Annotated in this window: 13 protein-coding genes; 7 read left to right on the top strand and 6 right to left on the bottom strand. The window is 69.3% G+C overall.

Going from position 1 to position 17,397, the window contains the following annotated elements:
• The first annotated feature begins 16 nt into the window (after positions 1 to 16).
• The 3 genes from A5781_RS21740 (at position 17) to A5781_RS21730 (ending at position 3,703) form a co-directional block, all read left to right on the top strand.
• Positions 17 to 712 (top strand): crotonase/enoyl-CoA hydratase family protein, encoded by a 696-nt coding sequence (locus A5781_RS21740; protein ID WP_067211692.1) that lies wholly within the window; start codon positions 17 to 19, stop codon positions 710 to 712.
• A gap of 61 nt (positions 713 to 773) precedes the next feature.
• Positions 774 to 3,227 carry a molybdopterin oxidoreductase family protein gene (locus A5781_RS21735; RefSeq protein ID WP_067211689.1) on the top strand — a complete coding sequence of 818 codons (2,454 nt, stop codon included), beginning with the start codon at positions 774 to 776 and terminating at the stop codon, positions 3,225 to 3,227.
• Complete coding sequence (locus tag A5781_RS21730) at positions 3,224 to 3,703, top strand: hypothetical protein (RefSeq protein ID WP_067211686.1); 480 nt, start codon at positions 3,224 to 3,226, stop codon at positions 3,701 to 3,703. Before A5781_RS21735 ends, A5781_RS21730 begins: the two co-directional genes overlap by 4 nt.
• Positions 3,704 to 3,791: 88 nt before the next feature.
• Here the strand turns inward: A5781_RS21730 and A5781_RS21725 are convergent, their stop codons facing one another.
• Genes A5781_RS21725 through A5781_RS21710 form a run of 4 tightly spaced genes read right to left on the bottom strand, consistent with a single transcriptional unit; the run spans position 3,792 to position 6,599 of the window.
• Positions 3,792 to 4,799 (bottom strand): patatin-like phospholipase family protein, encoded by a 1,008-nt coding sequence (locus A5781_RS21725; protein ID WP_067211684.1) that lies wholly within the window; start codon positions 4,797 to 4,799, stop codon positions 3,792 to 3,794.
• A gap of 1 nt (position 4,800) precedes the next feature.
• Positions 4,801 to 5,268 carry a cyanase gene (gene cynS, locus A5781_RS21720; protein ID WP_067211681.1) on the bottom strand — a complete coding sequence of 156 codons (468 nt, stop codon included), beginning with the start codon at positions 5,266 to 5,268 and terminating at the stop codon, positions 4,801 to 4,803.
• Between the two features lie 41 nt (positions 5,269 to 5,309).
• Complete coding sequence (locus tag A5781_RS21715) at positions 5,310 to 6,059, bottom strand: class I SAM-dependent methyltransferase (RefSeq protein ID WP_067211678.1); 750 nt, start codon at positions 6,057 to 6,059, stop codon at positions 5,310 to 5,312.
• Between the two features lie 24 nt (positions 6,060 to 6,083).
• The gene (locus A5781_RS21710) at positions 6,084 to 6,599 is read right to left on the bottom strand and encodes a nitroreductase family protein (RefSeq protein WP_067211675.1); all 516 of its coding nucleotides are present in this window, start codon (positions 6,597 to 6,599) and stop codon (positions 6,084 to 6,086) included.
• Positions 6,600 to 6,776: 177 nt separating this feature from the next.
• On the opposite strand from A5781_RS21710, the gene A5781_RS21705 reads away from it, so the two are divergent.
• On the top strand, positions 6,777 to 7,643 hold the full coding sequence (locus A5781_RS21705) for a cyclopropane mycolic acid synthase family methyltransferase (RefSeq protein WP_067211672.1): 867 nt from the start codon (positions 6,777 to 6,779) through the stop codon (positions 7,641 to 7,643).
• A 7-nt stretch (positions 7,644 to 7,650) separates the two neighbouring features.
• Here the strand turns inward: A5781_RS21705 and A5781_RS21700 are convergent, their stop codons facing one another.
• Both A5781_RS21700 and A5781_RS21695 read right to left on the bottom strand, forming a co-directional pair.
• On the bottom strand, positions 7,651 to 8,085 hold the full coding sequence (locus A5781_RS21700; protein ID WP_067211670.1) for an SRPBCC family protein: 435 nt from the start codon (positions 8,083 to 8,085) through the stop codon (positions 7,651 to 7,653).
• Positions 8,085 to 8,918 (bottom strand): lysophospholipid acyltransferase family protein, encoded by an 834-nt coding sequence (locus tag A5781_RS21695; RefSeq protein ID WP_067211667.1) that lies wholly within the window; start codon positions 8,916 to 8,918, stop codon positions 8,085 to 8,087. The genes A5781_RS21700 and A5781_RS21695 overlap by 1 nt, the downstream gene beginning before the upstream one ends.
• A 157-nt stretch (positions 8,919 to 9,075) precedes the next feature.
• Here A5781_RS21695 and recC point away from each other — a divergent pair, with 157 nt between their 5' ends.
• The 3 genes from recC to recD are packed head-to-tail and all read left to right on the top strand — an operon-like array spanning position 9,076 to position 17,386.
• Positions 9,076 to 12,378: an exodeoxyribonuclease V subunit gamma gene (gene recC, locus A5781_RS21690; protein ID WP_067211664.1), complete on the top strand. Its 3,303-nt coding sequence runs from the start codon at positions 9,076 to 9,078 to the stop codon at positions 12,376 to 12,378.
• Complete coding sequence (gene recB, locus A5781_RS21685) at positions 12,378 to 15,677, top strand: exodeoxyribonuclease V subunit beta (protein ID WP_067211889.1); 3,300 nt, start codon at positions 12,378 to 12,380, stop codon at positions 15,675 to 15,677. The genes recC and recB overlap by 1 nt, the downstream gene beginning before the upstream one ends.
• Positions 15,674 to 17,386: an exodeoxyribonuclease V subunit alpha gene (recD, locus tag A5781_RS21680; protein WP_067211661.1), complete on the top strand. Its 1,713-nt coding sequence runs from the start codon at positions 15,674 to 15,676 to the stop codon at positions 17,384 to 17,386. Before recB ends, recD begins: the two co-directional genes overlap by 4 nt.
• Positions 17,387 to 17,397 lie beyond the last annotated feature (11 nt).

Raw genomic sequence — 17,397 nt, 5'->3', positions numbered from 1 at the left:
AAGGAGCCAGCAACCGATGAGCGGCCCGGTCCACTACAGCCTCAAGGATTCCATCGCGGTCATCAAGATGGACGACGGCAAGGTCAACGCCTTGGGTCCGACGATGCAGCAGGCGCTGGGCGAGGCGATCGACCGGGCCGAGGCGGACAACGCCGGGGCGCTGGTGATCACCGGCAACGACCGGGTGTTCAGTGGCGGATTCGACCTGAAGATCCTGACCTCGGGCGAGGCGCAGCCGGCGATCGACATGCTGCGGGGCGGCTTCGAGCTGTCCTATCGGCTGCTGTCCCATCCCAAGCCGGTCGTGATGGCCTGCACCGGCCACGCCATCGCGATGGGGGCGTTCCTGCTGTCGTCCGGCGATCATCGAGTGGCCGCGCACGCCTACAACATTCAGGCCAACGAGGTGGCGATCGGCATGGTCATCCCGTACGCGGCGCTGGAGATCATGAAGCTGCGGCTGACGCAGTCGGCTTACCAGCAAGCCGCCGGGCTCGCCAAGACGTTCTTCGGTGAGACCGCGCTGGCCGCCGGCTTCGTCGACGAGATCGTGCTGCCGGAGATGGTGGTGAGTCGGGCCGAGGAGGCCGCGCGTGAATTCGCCGGTCTGCACCAACACGCCCACGCCGCAACGAAGTTGCGCGCCCGCGCCGACGCGCTGAAGGCCATTCGGGCCGGGATCGACGGCATCGAGGCCGAGTTCGGGCTGTAGAGCAGCCGCTGACCCCCCGGCCACGACGTTTTGGACACCGGCGGCCGGGTACGCCCCCGGCGTGACAGTAGACCGGATCGCGGAACCCTGGGGAACGCGGACACCGTACGAACCGGGCACGCGGTGGCCCGAGCGCGTCGACACCTACCTGGCCGACGGCGTCACGCCCGAGTCGGTGGACCGCTGGGTGCAGTCGGCGGCCGTGTTGCATTCCAACGGAGACGGCCTGGACATCGCCGTCAAGGACGGGCGGATCGTGGGGGTGCGGGGCCGCGCCGTCGACCGGGTCAACCACGGCCGGCTCGACCCCAAAGACCTGTTCGGCTGGCAGGCCAATAACTCGCGAGACCGGTTGGCCAGTCCGATGATTCGAGTCGGCGGCGAATTGAGGCCGTGCGACTGGGACACCGCGATGGACCACATCGTGGCTCGCAGCAGGCAACTCCTCGACAACTACGGCCCCAGTTCCATCGGCTTCTACACCTCCGGGCAGTTGTTCCTCGAGGCGTACTACACCCAGGGGGCCATCGCGCACGGGGCGATCGGCACCAACCACGTCGACGGCAACACCCGCCTGTGCACCGCGACGGCCGCCGAGGCCCTCAAGGAATCGTTCGGCTGCGACGGACAGCCGGGTTCCTACACCGACGTCGACCATGCCGACGTCATCGCGCTGTTCGGCCACAACGTCGCCGAGACGCAAACGGTGTTGTGGGCCAGGATGCTGGACCGGCTGGCCGGCAACTCGCCGCCGGCGATCGTGTGCGTCGACCCCCGGCTCACGCCGGTTGCCCGGCACGCCACCGTTCACCTCGCGCCGCTGCCCGGCACCAACGTGGCGTTGATGAACGGCCTGCTGCACGAGATCATCGGCCACGGTTGGATCGACCGGGACTACATCGACACGCACACAGTCGGTTTCGGCGAGCTGCGCAGCCGGGTCGAGGAGTTCCCGCCGGAACGGGTCGCCGAGATTTGCGGGGTGGCGGCCGAGGACATCCGGCGCGCGGCGCGGCTACTCGGCACCGCCGAGCGGTTGCTGTCCACCGTGTTGCAGGGCTTCTATCAATCACACCAGGCGACCGCGGCGGCGGTGCAGGTCAACAACATTCACCTGGTGCGCGGCATGCTGGGCAAGCCCGGCTGCGGAGTGCTGCAGATGAACGGGCAGCCGACCGCCGAGAACACCCGCGAGTGCGGCGCGGACGGGGACCTGGCCGGCTTCCGCAACTGGTCCAACGACTCCCACATCAAGGAACTGGCGAAGTTGTGGAACCTGGAGCCCCTCCAGATTCCGCACTACGCCCCGCCGACCCATGCCATGCAGATGTTCCGCTTCGCCGAGGAGGGGACCCTGCGGATGTTGTGGGTAACCGCCACCAATCCCGCGGTGTCCCTGCCGGAGTTGCCGCGAATCCGTGACATCTTCTCCCAGGAGCGGCTGTTCCTCATCGTCCAGGACATCTTCATGACCGAGACCGCTGCGCTGGCCGACGTGGTGTTGCCGGCCGCGGCGTGGGGGGAGAAGACCGGTGCCTTCACCAACGCGGACCGCACCGTCCACCTGTCCGAAAAGGCCGTGGAGCCACCGGGTTCCGCGCGTTCGGATCTCGACATCTTCCTGGACTATGCCCGTCGGATGGATTTCCGCGACAAGGACGGCCAACCGTTCCCGCCGTGGACCGATCCCGAGTCGGCGTTCGAGGCGTGGAAGCAATGCACCGCGGGCCGGCCGTGCGACTACACCGGCCTGAGTTATGAGAAGCTGCGTGGCGGCAGCGGCATCCAGTGGCCTTGCAACGCAGAGCATCCCGACGGCACCGAACGGCTCTACGCCGACGCCAAGTTCTGGGCGGCACCGGACTACTGCGAGGCCTACGGCAAAGACCTGATCACGGGCGCCCCGTTGCAGCCGGATGAATACCGCTCCATGAATCCCTTCGGCAAGGCCATCATCAGGGCGGCCGAATACCTTCCCCCGCACGAGCGACCCAGCTCCGAGTATCCGTTCGCGTTGATCACCGGCCGCACCGTCTACCACTTCCACACCCGCACGAAAACCGCTAGGGCACAACAACTTCAGGATGCCGCGCCCGACGTCTGGGTGGAAGTCTCGGAACCCGACGCCCGGCGACTGGGCATCGGCGAGGGCGACCTTGTGGAAGTGGGCACGCCGCGCGGCCGCGTCACCTGCGCCGCCCGCATCTGCGGCATCCGCGACGGCGTCTTGTTCGTGCCCTTCCATTACGGCTATTGGGACACCGGCAGCAAGGCCCACCAGCGGGCCGGCAACGAACTCACCCCCACCGATTGGGATCCTGTTTCCAAGCAGCCGATCTACAAGACCGCGGCCGCTCGGATCCAGAAGAGTCGAGCGGGCCAGGCCGAAAGAAACGGCGCCGCGCACGCGCCCACCACCACGGCGTCCGCGCCGGTCAATGGGACGGTGCCCGCCACGGCTGGCGGGGCGGCCGCCGGCGTGACCGAAGTCCTGGCGACCGGGGGCCGGCGATGAAGCTCAAAATGGCGATCCGCGAGCTGCACCGCTCCGAACGCAAGCTGGCCCACAAGCTCAACCTGGTGGCCGCGCGGCACCACAGCGACCAGGACATCAATCACCTGGCGCAAGACCTGGCCGGCTGGTCGCAGCAGCACCTGAACGAACTGGCCGAGCACGGCCGCCACTACGGTCTGCACCTGTCCGCCGAGCCCCGCACCCGCGTGATCACCGGAGGGGTGCAGTCCTGGATGAGCGGCATCTTGCGGCACCGGCCGGAGCCCGGCCTGGTGCTGCTCGCCGACTTGCGGCGGATTCACCGCCTGGCGGCGGGGGCGTCACTGGATTGGGAGCTGCTGGCCCAGGGCGCGCAGGCCGCCAAGGATCCCGAACTGCTGAGCTTGGCGTCGCGCTGCCACCCCGAGACGCTGCGCCAGATGCGCTGGGCCAACGCGATGCTGAAGGAACTTTCGCCACAGGTATTGATGAACTGAATGGCGAACGCGGTGGCCGCTGCTAGCCGCCACCGCGTTCCTTCGCCTCCTCGCCGCCAGTCTGACATGTGCGCGACGTGCCGTCACTTCACTTCCGCGACGATCGGAAGCGGTCCAGATACGCCGGCCAGTCCCAGGTCGACAAGAAATCCTGCGCGGCCGCGTAGCCCCTGTCGCAGAGCTCTTCCAGGCGCCCCCTGGAAATACCGAAGTCGAGAACGCTCACGTCGGTGGACGCGACTCCGATGGTGCGGCATTTGACCCACGGCAGGCTCAGCTGTGCCTGGTCATGGCCGACCAGCATGGTGGTGAAGAGGCTTTGCAGCAGGGCCGACTGCTTGAGGAAACCCAGCGGGCGCAACGCCGGGAACACCTGTTCCACGCCCTCGGCGAGCTTGGGCATCACCGTGATCCCGAACGTCGGCCAACGCGGCGGTTTACCGTCGGTGCGGTCCAGCGAGTCGACCGGGAAATTCGACAGCACCCCGCCGTCGACCAGGTTCGACGTGAGCCCCATGGTGTCGGTCAGCCTGACCGGGGGGTAGAAGAACGGGATCGCCATCGAGGCGCGGACCGCGTCCGCGACGGGTTGCTCGTCGGGATCGAGCCCGTAAAGCCGCTGATAGTCCCAGGGCAGTCGCACCAGCTGCGCCGCGGTGACATCGGCGACCGTGACCGCCACCTTGTAGCGCCGTTCGGGAGGAAGGTCGGCGTCGTCGAGCGCGAGATCACCGAACGTGACAACCCCCAGGTTCTTCAGCTCGCTTCGGATCCACTCGTGGGCGAAATCGCCGCGGTACATGGCCGTGTCTCGCACCAGCCCCCAGGCAGACCCGACGAAGGGCACCGGGCCCGCGTCCCGCCAACTGCGCAAAGGCACCGACAGCGCGAGTTCCCTGACCTGACCACTGGTCAGTTGATCCCCGTTGGACGCGGCCGCCGAGATCACCGCGACCACCGATCCGGCCGAAACACCCGACACCCGATAGGCCGAGTAGCCGGCATCCATGAGCGCGGCGACCGCGCCGACCAGGCCGATGAACTTCACGCCGCCGCCGGAGAGAACGAGGTCTACCGGCTTCGCCTCGTCGGCCATTTCAGGCACCCGCCGAAACCCATTGATATGGAAGGAATTTGCCGTCCAGGGTCACCACGACGCGGTCGCCGGACGGGTGCGATTTCTTCTGCAGGTCGACGCTGAAGTTGATCGCGCTCATGATGCCATCGCCGAACTGTTCGTGGATCAGCTCCTTGATGGCGCCGCCGTAAACCTGCAGGGCCTCGTAGAGGCGGTAGATCGTTGGGTCGGTCGGCACGGCGGTCGGCAGCCCGCCACGCATGGGCGGTGCCGCCAGCACGGGCACCACCGACTCCTCCAGGTTCAGCTTCTCGGCGAGAATCCTTGCCAGCTCAGCGGGAATGGGGTGTTGGCCCAGCAGCGCCGAGGTGGTCCATACCACCGGCCGATCGATGGCCTCGGCCAGCTGCTGCCACGTCAGGCCGAGCCTCAGGCGGGCCAGGACGATCTGCTCGGTGATCTCGTGTCTGTTCATGGCCCCAAGCATGCACGCCGGCGGCGACGCGTGCCGTGAGGATCGGGCGGTCCTCACCCCGGCTTCGTCGCGGTGACCAGGCGGGTGGAAAACCACGGACCGCCGTAGTACATACGCCAGCCGAGGTTGCGGCGCCGCACGTTTCGCCAACCCAGTTCCCGTAGGTGCGCGGCATGCTGGCGCGTCTCCCATAGGTCCGCGATGGCCAGCCGCCCACCCGGGCGCAGCACCCGGACCGCTTCGTCGAGAGCCTTGCGCCGGCCGGCGCGCGTCGCGATGTTGTGGATAGCCAGGTTGCTGACGATCACGTCAACGCTGTCGTCGGCCACGGGCAGGGCGGCCATGTCGGCGGTGTGCACCTCGACGCGATCGGCGACGTGCTCTAGCGCCGCGTTCGCCAGGGTGGCGGCCGGGGAGTTGTCAGTCTGGTCGGCGTGCCACAGATCGACGCCGATCGCCCGGCCCCTCGGCAACCGCTTGGCCGCGGCGAGCAGCACCGCACCGCGCCCACAGCCGAGGTCGAGCACCGTTTCGTCGCCCCGCAGCTCGAGGTCGCCCAGCACCCGGTCCCACACGACGAACTTGCCGACCCGCGTCGCGTACGCGTAAAGGGCTGCGCTAGAGGCGATCCCAACGGCTGACGTCGCTGCCAGCGCAGCCGGCACCCGCTTGCCGCGCGCCCAGCTGATAGCGCCCCACCCGGCCAGGGCGGCGGCCTGCGCGGCGATGCCCATCGCCTGCCAGCGCGCCGAGACGGTGTGAAACGAGCCGTCGATTCCGTAGTCGCCCCGGTGGTCGTGCACGGTGAAGAGCTTAAGACCGCTTCCTCACCAACGACCGTGGTGGACGACCTCGTCGAACGGCCGCCGGTTCGGTGTGCGGATCGGGGCGAGCGGGCGGTCGGCGGGATAGCCGACGCCGAGCAGGAAGGCCACCAGCCGGTCCTCGGGGACACCGAGGATGGCCCGCGCCTTCTCCTGGTCCCCCACCGACGAATGCCCGGTCCCGATGCCCAGGTCCGTGGCCGCGATCATCATCGCCATCGTGGCCTGCCCGACGTCGTAATTGTCGGTCACCACCCGGCGCTCGTCGGGCGGCACGGGCACCACGATGGCAATCGCCGCCGCCGCGGCGGCGATGTGCCCCGCGCCCTGCCAGACGGTGGACAGGTCCAGCAGTTGCGCCCGGTCCGTGACGATCACGAAGTCCCACGGCTGGCGGTTCTTCGCCGACGGCGCGCGCCACCCGGCCTCGGCGATGCGGTTGAGGTCGTCTTCGGAAATCGAGTCCGGTTTGTACTGCCGGACGTTGCGCCGGGCGCGGATCGCGTCCCAAGCCTCCATTTGTTCCTCCTCATTCTCCAGCCGACTCCGGGTAAACGGGGGTAGCCTCATCCGAATTCCCCGCATACGCGCGCCGAAGTTTGATTCCGGCAGTTACGGGAAGTCAGGGTTGAACCAGCTGAGCCGCCCGCTCGTGTACAGCTGAATGGCCCGGTTTCAGAAAGGCGCGTAGCTGGTATGACGGAGAACCTGACGCCGCACTTCGAGGACGTCCAGGCGCACTACGACCTGTCCGACGACTTCTTCCGGCTGTTCCTCGACCCCACCATGACCTACAGCTGCGCCTACTTCGATCGCATGCGAGACATCCCGCTGGAAGAGGCGCAGTTCCGCAAGATGGACCTGGCACTCGGCAAGCTGGGCCTGCGGCCGGGGATGACGCTGCTGGACGTGGGCTGCGGCTGGGGCGGCACCATGCGCCGCGCGATCGAGAAATACGACGTCGACGTCATCGGCTTGACGCTGTCCGAGCACCAGGCCGCCCATGTGCAGAAGATGTTCGACGCCATGAACACCACCCACAGCAGGCGGGTGCTGCTGCAGGGCTGGGAACAGTTCGACGAGCCCGTCGACCGGATCGTCTCCATCGGCGCTTTCGAGCACTTCGGGTACGACCGCTACGACGATTTCTTCCAGACGGCCTTCCGGGTGCTGCCCGACGACGGGGTGATGCTGCTGCACACGATCACCATGTTCACCCCGGAGCAGATCCTCGAACGCGGCCTGCCAATGACCGAGGAGCAGACCAGCTTCAACAGCTTCATCGCCACTGAGATCTTCCCGGGCGGCCAGTTGCCGCCGATCGAGATGGTGGAGTTCCACGCCTCGAAGATGGGCTTCAACCTCCTGCGCAGGCAGTCGCTGCAGCTGCACTACGCCCGGACGCTCGACCTGTGGGCCGCGGCGCTCGAGGCACACCACAGCGAGGCGGTCGCGATCCAGTCCGAAGAGGTGTACCAGCGATACATGAGGTATCTGACCGGTTGCGCCAAGGCTTTCCGGGACGGCTACATCGATATCAACCAGTTCACGCTGGCCAAGTAGGCGCAGGTCACGACTCGACAAGGCGCCGAAGGCTTTTCAGGCTCTCATCGAGGGAACGACCGACCCAGAACGCCGCCACCCGATCGGCGATCAGGCCCAGCAGCCCGCCCTCCGAGCTGTAGGCGAGCCGAAATGTCACCCGGGTTCGGCCCGGCCCGCCGTCGCGCAACCGGAACCGGCCCCGCTGTGTGACGCCGGTGATGTTGATCCAGGCCAGATCCCGCGCCGTATCGAACTCCACCACTTCGGCGATGCCGCCCACCGGGATCGAGCCGATCTTCCACAGCACGGTGTAGCGGGCGCCCACCCGGGCCGGGCCCTCGGTCAGGGTCTCCCAGCGCTCCAGGTGCGGCAGGAACGAGGGGTAGCGATCCGGGTCGCTGAGCACCTTCCACACGGTGTCGCGGTCCGCATTGACGACGATCCGCCGTTCGACGCGCATCAGCCGATCACCGGCAATCGGCGTTGGGCGGCGAGCCGATCGACACCGGCCTGCAGGCTGGCGATCACCGCGTCGTACACCGCCTGGTCATCGTCGTGCACCGTGATCGGCTCCTGCACCTCGATGACGATCTTCGCGGGCAACGGGATATGCCCGAGCAGGTCGCTGACGTTGAGGCCCCACGGCAGCGCCAGCGAGATCGGCACACTCTTGAGCCGGACCACCTTGTCGAGCAGCAACAGTTTGGCCAGCCACTGCGCGCGGCCGAGGAAGAATGCCGTCTCCTGGCCGCCGACGCTGGCCACCGGAACGATCGGCACGCCGGTCTCCCGGGCGAGCCGCACGAAGCCTTTGCGGCCACCGAAGTCGACGACGTGCCGCTGCCAGGACGGGCGGAAGACCTCGTAGTCGCCGCCCGGGTACACCAGCACGGCTGCGCCGGATTCCAAAGCGAGACGGGCGTTTTCGGGGCTGGCCGCCACGGTCCCGAATTTGCGCAGCCAGCGCAGCGGCGGGTAGAGGGTGACCAGGTTGTGCGCGAGCTGATAGAACGGGCGCTCCACGCCGAAGTACGAGCAGAACGCCAGGGTGAAGACGAAGGTGTCGGGCGGGACGTTGCCGCCGCTGTGGTTGCCGACCAGCAGCACCGGGCCGTGCGCCGGGATGCGGTCGAGTCTGCGGACGTCGGCCCGGAAATAGAGCGACGCCACCAGCCAGGTGCCGGGCAGCTGGTCTCGGATGAAGTCCGGGTCGCGCTGATCCAGGTCCGCCTTGGGAACCCGGTCCCCGATCTGCCTACTCACCCACCCGATGGCATCCGCGACGCCGGCCATGGGTTCAGCCTGGCACAGCGGAGCCGACCGGTGCAGGGACTTTTGTCGCTATCGCGGCGGGCGATGGGTCACCACCGCCCGGTGATCGCGCCGGCACGCGACCTCGAAGGCCGTCCTGCCTCCCGGTGTCGGTGTCGGGGTCTATCGTTGCACCGCAATGGCGCTTCATCTCCACCGTGCCGAACGCACCGATCTCCTTGCCGACGGCCTCGGCGCCCTGCTGGCAAACCCGCAGACCGACCCGTTCGCCGAAGAACTGGTGCTGGTGCCCGCGCGCGGCGTGGAGCGCTGGCTCAGCCAGCGGCTCTCGCATGTGCTCGGTCGTGCCCGGGGTAATGATGGCGTGTGCGCCGGGGTGGTATTCCGTAGCCCCGGCTCCCTGATCGCCGAACTCACCGGCCCCGCGGACGAGGATCCGTGGTCGCCGGACGCGATGGCCTGGTCGCTGCTGCAGGTGATCGACCGCTCGCTGGATCAGCCGTGGTGCCGCACCCTGGCAACGCATTTGGGCCACTTCGCGCCGACGGAGGCGGAGGCCGAGCTGCGCCGCGGCCGCCGCTACTCGGTGGCACGCCGGCTGGCCGGCCTGTTCGCCTCGTACGCCAGGCAACGTCCGAGCCTGCTGGCCGACTGGCTGGCGGGCGATCCGGGTGACCTCGACCCCGACCTGGCCTGGCAACCGGAGCTCTGGCGGGCGCTGGTCGCCGCCGTGCCCGCCGATCCCCCGCACATCCGGCACCAGAAGACCCTCACCGGGTTGCGCGAAGGTCGGGCCGACCTGCCGGCGCGGCTGTCCCTGTTCGGCCATACCCGGTTGGCGTGCACCGACCTGGAGCTGCTGGACGCGTTGTCCGCCCACCACGAGTTGCACCTGTGGCTGCCTCATCCCAGCGACCAATTGTGGCGCGCGCTGGCCGACACCCGCGGTGCCATCCCCCGCCGCGCGGACACCGGCCATCGCACCGTGGGCCATCCGCTGCTGGCCACGCTCGGGCGCGACCTGCGTGAACTCCAACGCGGCCTGCCCGCCGATCCGCAGACCGACGAGCATCTCCCAGTGCCGGAACGTCCCGGCACGCTGCTCGGCTGGCTGCAATCCGACATCGCCGCGGATACCGTTCGGCCGCAAGGGCGTAACCTCGCCGACGATGACCGCTCCGTGCAGATACACAACTGCCACGGGCCGGTGCGCCAGGTCGACGTGCTGCGCGAGGTGTTGCTCGGCCTGCTGCAGGACGACCCGACGCTGGAGCCGCGCGACATCCTGGTGATGTGCCCGGACATCGAGACGTACGCGCCGCTGATCGTCGCCGATTTCGGGCTGGGCGACGTGGTGCACGGCGCGCATCCCGCGCATCGGTTGCGGGTGCGGCTCGCAGACCGCTCTCCGCTGCAGACCAATCCGCTGCTCGGCGTGGCCTCGCGGTTGCTGGCGCTGGCCGGCAGCCGGGTGACGGCCAGCGAGGTGCTCGACTTCGCCGAGGTGGCACCCGTGCGCGCCCGATTCGATTTCACCGACGACGACCTGGAGGCCATCACCCGCTGGGTCCGGCAGGCCAACATCCGGTGGGGGTTCGACCAGGAACATAGGCGGCCGTACCACGTCGACTTCGTGCACAACACTTGGCGTTTCGGCATCGACCGGGTGCTGGCCGGCGTCGCGATGTCCGACGACTCGCACGCCTGGCTGGACGCGACATTGCCCCTCGACGATGTCAGCAGCAATCGCGTCCAATTGGCCGGGCAGTTCGCCGAATTCGTGGAACGCCTGCAACATGCGGTCGACTCGCTCACGGGCGCGCGGCCGTTGCGCGACTGGTTGGCCGCGCTGGCCGACGGTATCGATCTGCTGACGCGCATCGACGACTCGGACCTGTGGCAGACCAGTCAGATGCACCGGGAGTTCGCCTCGACGCTGGCCGACGCCGGACCGCACGCCGGCACGATGCTGCGCCTGCCCGACATCCGGGCACTGCTCGAGGGGCGCCTCGCCGGGCGCCCGACGCGGGCCAACTTCCGCAGCGGCACGCTGACGGTCTGCACCATGATCCCGATGCGCTCGGTGCCGCACCGGGTGGTGTGCCTGGTGGGCCTCGACGACGGCGTGTTCCCCCGGCTCGGTGTCGTCGACGGCGACGACGCGCTGGCCCGCGACCCGATGACCGGCGAACGCGACATCCGTTCGGAGGACAGGCAATTGCTGCTGGACGCCATCGGCGCGGCCACCGAGAAGCTGGTGATCACCTACACCGGCGCCAACGAGTACTCGGGCCAGCCGCGCCCGCCCGCGGTGCCGCTGGCCGAGCTTCTGGACACCCTGGACATGACCGCGTCGAGCGAGAAGACGGGCAAGGTTCGCGGGCGCATCGTCGTCCAGCATCCGTTGCAGCCCTTCGACGTTCGCAACGTCATCCCGGGAAAGCTGGTGCCGAAAGATCCGTTCAGCTTCGACCCGACCGTGCTGCGGGCGGCGCGGGCCGCCGCGGGCGAACGCGGCGAAGCGCCCCGGTTCATTTCGGGACCGCTGCCGGCACCGCCGGCCGAGGACGTCGTCCTCGCCGACCTCGTGAGCTTCTTCAAGGACCCGGTCAAGGGCTTCTTCCGCGCCCTGGAGTTCACGCTGCCGCGGGATGTGGACGGCGTGCAGGACGCCATGCCCGTCGACCTCGACGGCCTCGAGGAGTGGACGGTCGGCGACCGGATGCTGAGCGACATCCTGCGCGGGTGGACACCGGACGACGCCCGGCAGGCCGAGTGGCGACGGGGGACCCTGCCACCGGGCCAACTGGGCTGGCGCAGGGCAACCGAGATTCGCGATCAGGCCGCCCTGCTGGCGGCCGCCGCGCAGCAGCACCGCCGGGCCGACGCCCGGGCGTACGACGTCGACATCGATCTCGGCTCCGGACGGCGGCTCACGGGCACGGTGGCACCGGTGTACGGGGAGCGGCTGGTGTCGGTGACCTACTCCAAGCTGGACGGCAAGCATCTGCTCGAGTCGTGGATTCCCTTGCTGGCGTTGATCGCTCACGACCCCGACCGCGACTGGTCGGCGGTGTGCATCGGCCGCCTCAAGAGGGGCACCACCCCGCGGGTGGAGGGGCTCGGGCGGCCACACGAGGACGCCTCGGCGGTGCTGCGTGAGCTGGTGGCGATCTACGACGCCGGGCGCCGGGAGCCGATTCCGTTGCCCATCAAGACATCCTATGCATGGGCGGCCGCCCGGCACTGCGGCGACGATCCGCTGCGCGAGGCGCAATACCGGTGGAAATCCAGTGAGCGGTATCCCGCGGAGGACTCCGCACCCGCACACGTGCGCGCGTGGGGCAAGAACACGCGGCTGACCGACCTGATGGGGCCGCCGCGCCCGGGTGAGGAGCACGACAGCGAAGACACCCGGCTGGGCGCGTACGCCGCCCGGGTTTGGCTGCCGATGCTGCGTGCCGAAAGGAAGCCGACATGATCGAGCGGTTCGACCTGCTCGGACCGCTGCCCGCCAATCGGTCCACCACCGTGCTGCAGGCCAGCGCGGGCACCGGCAAGACGTTCGCGCTGGCCGGCCTGGTGACCCGCTACGTCGCCGAGGGTGTGGCGACGCTGGACCAGATGTTGCTCATCACGTTCGGTCGTGCCGCCAGCCAGGAGCTGCGGGAGCGCGTGCGCGGCCAAATGGTCGAGGCGGTGGCCGCTTTCGGCGACGGTGCCGGCGCCAACGAGCTGGTGGCCTATCTTCTGGAGGGCACCGACGACCAGCGCGCGGTGCGCAAGCAGCGCCTCCGCGACGCGCTGGCCCGCTTCGACGCGGCGACGATCGCCACCACGCACCAGTTCTGCCAGCTGGTGTTGAAGTCGCTGGGCGTGGCCGGCGACACCGCCGCGAACGTCACGCTGCTGGAGAGCCTAGACGAGCTGATCGTCCAGATCGTTGACGACCTCTACCTCGCGCATTTCGGGCAGGAGCGCGACGATCCGGCACTGGGTTACCGCGAGGCGCTGCGGCTGGCGCGTGAGGTCGTCAGGAATCCCTCGACGCAGCTGCGGCCGCGTGACCCCGAGCCCGGTTCGCGGGCCGCCGTGTGCGTAACCTTCGCGAAAGACGTTCTCGCGGAACTCGACACGCGCAAGCGGCGGCTGGGCGTCCTCGACTACGACGACCTGCTGAGCCGGCTCGCCGATGCGCTGGCCACCGACGACTCCCCCGCGCGGGTCCGCATGCATCACCGCTGGCCGATCGTCATGGTCGACGAGTTCCAGGACACCGACCCGGTGCAATGGCAGGTGATCGACCGCGCGTTCAGCGGGCGCTCGACGGTGATCCTCATCGGTGATCCCAAGCAGGCCATCTACGCGTTTCGCGGCGGCGACATCGTGACGTATCTGCGGGCGGCCGAGACGGCGGGTGAGAAGAAGACGCTGGCCGTCAATTGGCGCAGCGACGCGGCGCTCATCGATCGCCTGCAGGTGGTGCTGCGCGGCGCCCAACTGGGCGACCCCGCGATCGTGGTGGACGACGTCGACGCCTACCACCGGGGTCACCGGCTCGCCGGCGCCCCGCACAACGATCCGTTCCGGTTGCGGGTGGTGCAACGAGAAACGTTGGGCCGTCGCGGGATTCAAAACCTACCCATCGACGAGCTGCGGGCGCACATCGGCGCCGACCTGGCCGCCGATGTCCGTGCGTTGCTGGCGGCCGGCGCGACGTTCGGCGGCAGTCCGCTGCAGGCCCGCGACATCGCCGTGATCGTGGAGAAGCACAAGGACGCCGCCGCCTGCTTCAAGGCGCTGTGTGACGCGGGCGTACCGGCGGTGTACACGGGCGACTCCGACGTGTTCTCCTCGGACGCCGCCGAGGACTGGCTCTGCCTGCTGGAGGCGTTTGACCAACCGCACCGGCCCGGCATGGTGCGCGCCGCGTCGGCGACGATGTTCTTCGGCGAGACCGCGGAATCGCTGGCGGCCGGCGGTGACACCCTGACCGACCGGGTCGCGGAAACGTTGCGGGAGTGGGCCGGTCACGCCCGCGAACGCGGCGTCGCGGCCATCTTCGAGGCCGCCCAGCTGTCGGGCATGGGCGATCGCGTGCTGTCCGCCCACGGCGGCGAACGCCACATGACCGACCTGGCACACATCGCGCAGCTGCTGCAGGAGGTCGCGCACCGGGAGCGCTCCAGCCTGCCCGCGCTCCGCGACTGGCTGCGCAGGCAACGCGACGAACGCGGCGGCGCGCCCGAACGCAACCGGCGCCTGGACAGTGATGCGGCGGCCGTGCAGATCATGACCGTGTTCGTGAGCAAGGGCCTGCAATACCCGATCGTGTATTTGCCGTTCGCGTTCAACCGCAATACCCAGGACCGCGACGTGGTGCTGTTCCATGACGAGGGCGTGCGCTGCCTGCACATCGGCGGCAAGGACAGTCCCGACTTCCAAACCGTCGAGAGGCTGGGCCGCAAGGAGGACGCCAGCGACGACAGCCGGCTGACCTATGTCGCGCTGACCCGCGCCCAGGCACAGGTCGTGGCGTGGTGGTCGCCGGCGTTCGACGAGCCCAACGGCGGACTGTCGCGGTTGCTGCGCGGCCGCCGACCGGGAGAGGCCTCCGTACCCGACCGATGCGAACCGCCCAAGATCTCCGACGACGACGCGATGGCCCGATTGCGCGAATGGGAGGAGGCGGGCGGTCCGGTGATCGAGCGGTCGGTGGTGGCCGCGGCGCCGTCCGTGCCGCCCGAGCCGGTGCCCTCCGGCCTGGACAGCCGCCACTTTCACCGCGCCATCGACACGGGGTGGCGGCGCACCTCGTACTCCGGCCTGATCCGGGTGGCGGAAACCTTCGGGTCCATCGGGGTGAGCAGCGAGCCGGAGGTCACCGAATTGGACGACGAAGCCGGTGATATTCCGCTGGCCCAGGGCGTATCCGGGCCGGAAGTGCCGTCGCCGATGGCGGACCTGCCGATGGGCGCGAAGTTCGGCACGCTGGTGCACGCCGTGCTGGAGACGACCGACCCGTTGGCCACCGATCTGGCCGCCGAGTTGGAGTCGCACATCCGCAGCCACTCGGTGTGGTGGCCGGTCGACGTGGCCCCGGACGTGCTGGCCGCGGCCATGGTGCCGATGCACGACACGCCGTTGGGTCCGCTGGCCGGAGATCTGACCCTGCGCCGGATCGGGCTCCGGGATCGGTTGCGCGAGTTGGACTTCGAGTTCCCGCTGGCCGGCGGCGATCTGCGCTCGGCAGCGCCCGAGATCCGCCTGGCGGACATGGGGGCGCTACTGCGCGCGCACCTACCGGCCGACGACGCGCTGGCGTCCTATGCCGATCGGTTGATCAGCCGCCCCCTTGGTGATCAGCCGTTGCGCGGCTACCTCACCGGCTCCGTCGACGCCGTGCTGCGCGTGCCCGACGGCGCGGCGCACCGCTATCTGGTGGTCGACTACAAAACCAACTGGCTCGGCGATCCCGACAGGACGCTGACGTCCGCCGATTACGAGCGGCCACGGCTGGTCGAGGGGATGCTGCACTCGGACTACCCGCTGCAGGCGCTGCTGTACAGCGTTGTGCTGCACCGGTTTCTGCGGTGGCGGCTGCCCGACTACGACCCGGCCCGGCATCTCGGCGGCGTCCTCTACCTCTTCGTGCGCGGGATGTGCGGCGCGACCACACCCGTGGTCGACGGGCACCCGGCGGGGGTGTTCAGCTGGCGGCCGCCGTCATCGTTGGTAGCCGAATTGTCGGACCTGCTCGACGGGAGGGCGATCGCGTGACGCTGGAGGCGATCGCCGCCGAGGGCCTGCTGCGGACGTATACCGAGGCCGGCGTCTTCGAGGCCGCCGATATCCATGTGGCGCAGCGGCTTACGGCGCTCGCCGGCGAGCCCGACGAGCGGGTGGCGCTGGCGGTCGCGCTGCTGGTGCGCGCGCTGCGGGGCGGTTCGGTGTGCGTGGACCTGCGGGCGGTTGCCGCGCAGGTCGGCGATGCGGACCTGCCCTGGCCCGACGCCGACGAGTGGATGGCCGCCGTGCGGTCCAGTCCGCTGCTCGGCTCGCCGCCGGTGCTGCGGCTGTTCGGGGAACTGATGTACCTGGACCGGTACTGGCTCGAGGAGCAACAGGTGTGCGCCGACCTGCTCGCGCTTTCCGTTCCCCGGGCGAAGAGCGATGCGCCCGCCCTGGAGCGGCTCTTTCCACCCGGATATGACGAGCAACGGGCGGCCGCCGAAATCGCGGTCTCGCAAGCGGTTACCGTGCTGACGGGCGGGCCGGGCACCGGCAAGACCACCACGGTGGCGCGGCTGCTTGCCGTGCTGGCCGGGCAGGCCGAGCTTGCCGGCCTCCCGCGGCCCCGGATCGCGCTGGCCGCGCCGACCGGCAAGGCGGCGGCGCGGCTCGCCCAGGCGGTGGCCGCCGAGGTGCAGCGGCTGGACGCCGCGGACCGAGCGCGCCTGGTGGGCTTGCCGGCGACGACGCTGCATCGACTGCTGGGCTCGCGGCCGGATACGTCGGTGCGATTCAAGCACAATCGCGGAAACCGGCTGCCGCACGACGTCATCGTCGTGGACGAGACGTCGATGGTATCGCTGACGATGATGGCCCGCCTGCTGGAGGCGGTACGACCCGATACCCGGCTGATCCTGGTGGGCGATCCCGACCAGCTCGCCTCGGTGGAAGCCGGCGCGGTGCTGGCCGATCTGGTGGACGGGCTCGCTACCCGCGACGACGTGCGGGTCGCGGCCCTGCGCACGCCGCATCGCTTCGGCGAGTCGATCGGTGCGCTGGCCGAAGCGATTCGGATCGGCGACGCCGACCGCGTGCTGGAGTTGCTGCGGGCCGGCAGCGACCACGTCGAGTGGCTCGACTCCGACGGGCCGACCGACCGGCTGCGCGCGGTCCTGGTTCCGCACGCGCTGAGGGTGCGGGAGGCCGCGGTGCTCGGCGCCACCGGGGCGGCGTTGGCGACGCTCGACGAGCACCGGCTGTTGTGCGCGCACCGGCACGGACCGTACGGGGTGTCGCACTGGAACCGGCAGGTGGAGCGCTGGCTCGCGGAGGAGACCGGTCAGCCGATATCGTCGGCGTGGTATGCCGGTCGGCCAGTCCTGGTGATCGCCAACGACTATGGGCTCAAGGTCTACAACGGGGATGCCGGAGTGGTCGTGGTCGGCAGCGACGGGCTGCGGGCCGTCATCGCCGGCGCCGCCGGGACGCTGAGCTTCGCGACCAGCCGGCTCACCGACATCGAGACCATGCATGCCATGACGATCCACAAGAGCCAGGGCAGCCAGGCCGACGAGGTGACGGTGCTGATGCCGCCGGAGGATTCGCGGCTGCTGACCCGCGAATTGTTCTACACGGCCGTGACGCGGGCGAAGACCAAGGTCCGGGTGGCAGGTTCCGAGGCTTCGGTGCGCGCGGCGATCGAGCGCCGCGCCGTGCGGGCGACCGGACTGGCGCAGCGGCTGCGCGCCTCAGGTTAGGGCGGTGTCGC

It is taken from the genome of Mycobacterium sp. 852002-30065_SCH5024008, assembly GCF_001665645.1.
Lineage (GTDB): Bacteria > Actinomycetota > Actinomycetes > Mycobacteriales > Mycobacteriaceae > Mycobacterium > Mycobacterium paraffinicum.
This window is presented reverse-complemented; position numbering and strand designations above follow the sequence as displayed.

Excerpts from the sequence above, each read along its gene's own strand:
- A5781_RS21740 (WP_067211692.1), top strand. The coding sequence starts at position 17 with ATGAGCGGCCCGGTCCACTACAGCCTCAAGGATTCCATCGCGGTCATC.
- A5781_RS21730 (WP_067211686.1), top strand. The coding sequence starts at position 3,224 with ATGAAGCTCAAAATGGCGATCCGCGAGCTGCACCGCTCCGAACGCAAG.
- A5781_RS21725 (WP_067211684.1), bottom strand. The coding sequence starts at position 4,799 with ATGGCCGACGAGGCGAAGCCGGTAGACCTCGTTCTCTCCGGCGGCGGC.
- cynS (WP_067211681.1), bottom strand. The coding sequence starts at position 5,268 with ATGCTTGGGGCCATGAACAGACACGAGATCACCGAGCAGATCGTCCTG.
- A5781_RS21710 (WP_067211675.1), bottom strand. The coding sequence starts at position 6,599 with ATGGAGGCTTGGGACGCGATCCGCGCCCGGCGCAACGTCCGGCAGTAC.
- A5781_RS21705 (WP_067211672.1), top strand. The coding sequence starts at position 6,777 with ATGACGGAGAACCTGACGCCGCACTTCGAGGACGTCCAGGCGCACTAC.
- A5781_RS21700 (WP_067211670.1), bottom strand. The coding sequence starts at position 8,085 with ATGCGCGTCGAACGGCGGATCGTCGTCAATGCGGACCGCGACACCGTG.
- A5781_RS21695 (WP_067211667.1), bottom strand. The coding sequence starts at position 8,918 with ATGGCCGGCGTCGCGGATGCCATCGGGTGGGTGAGTAGGCAGATCGGG.
- recC (WP_067211664.1), top strand. The coding sequence starts at position 9,076 with ATGGCGCTTCATCTCCACCGTGCCGAACGCACCGATCTCCTTGCCGAC.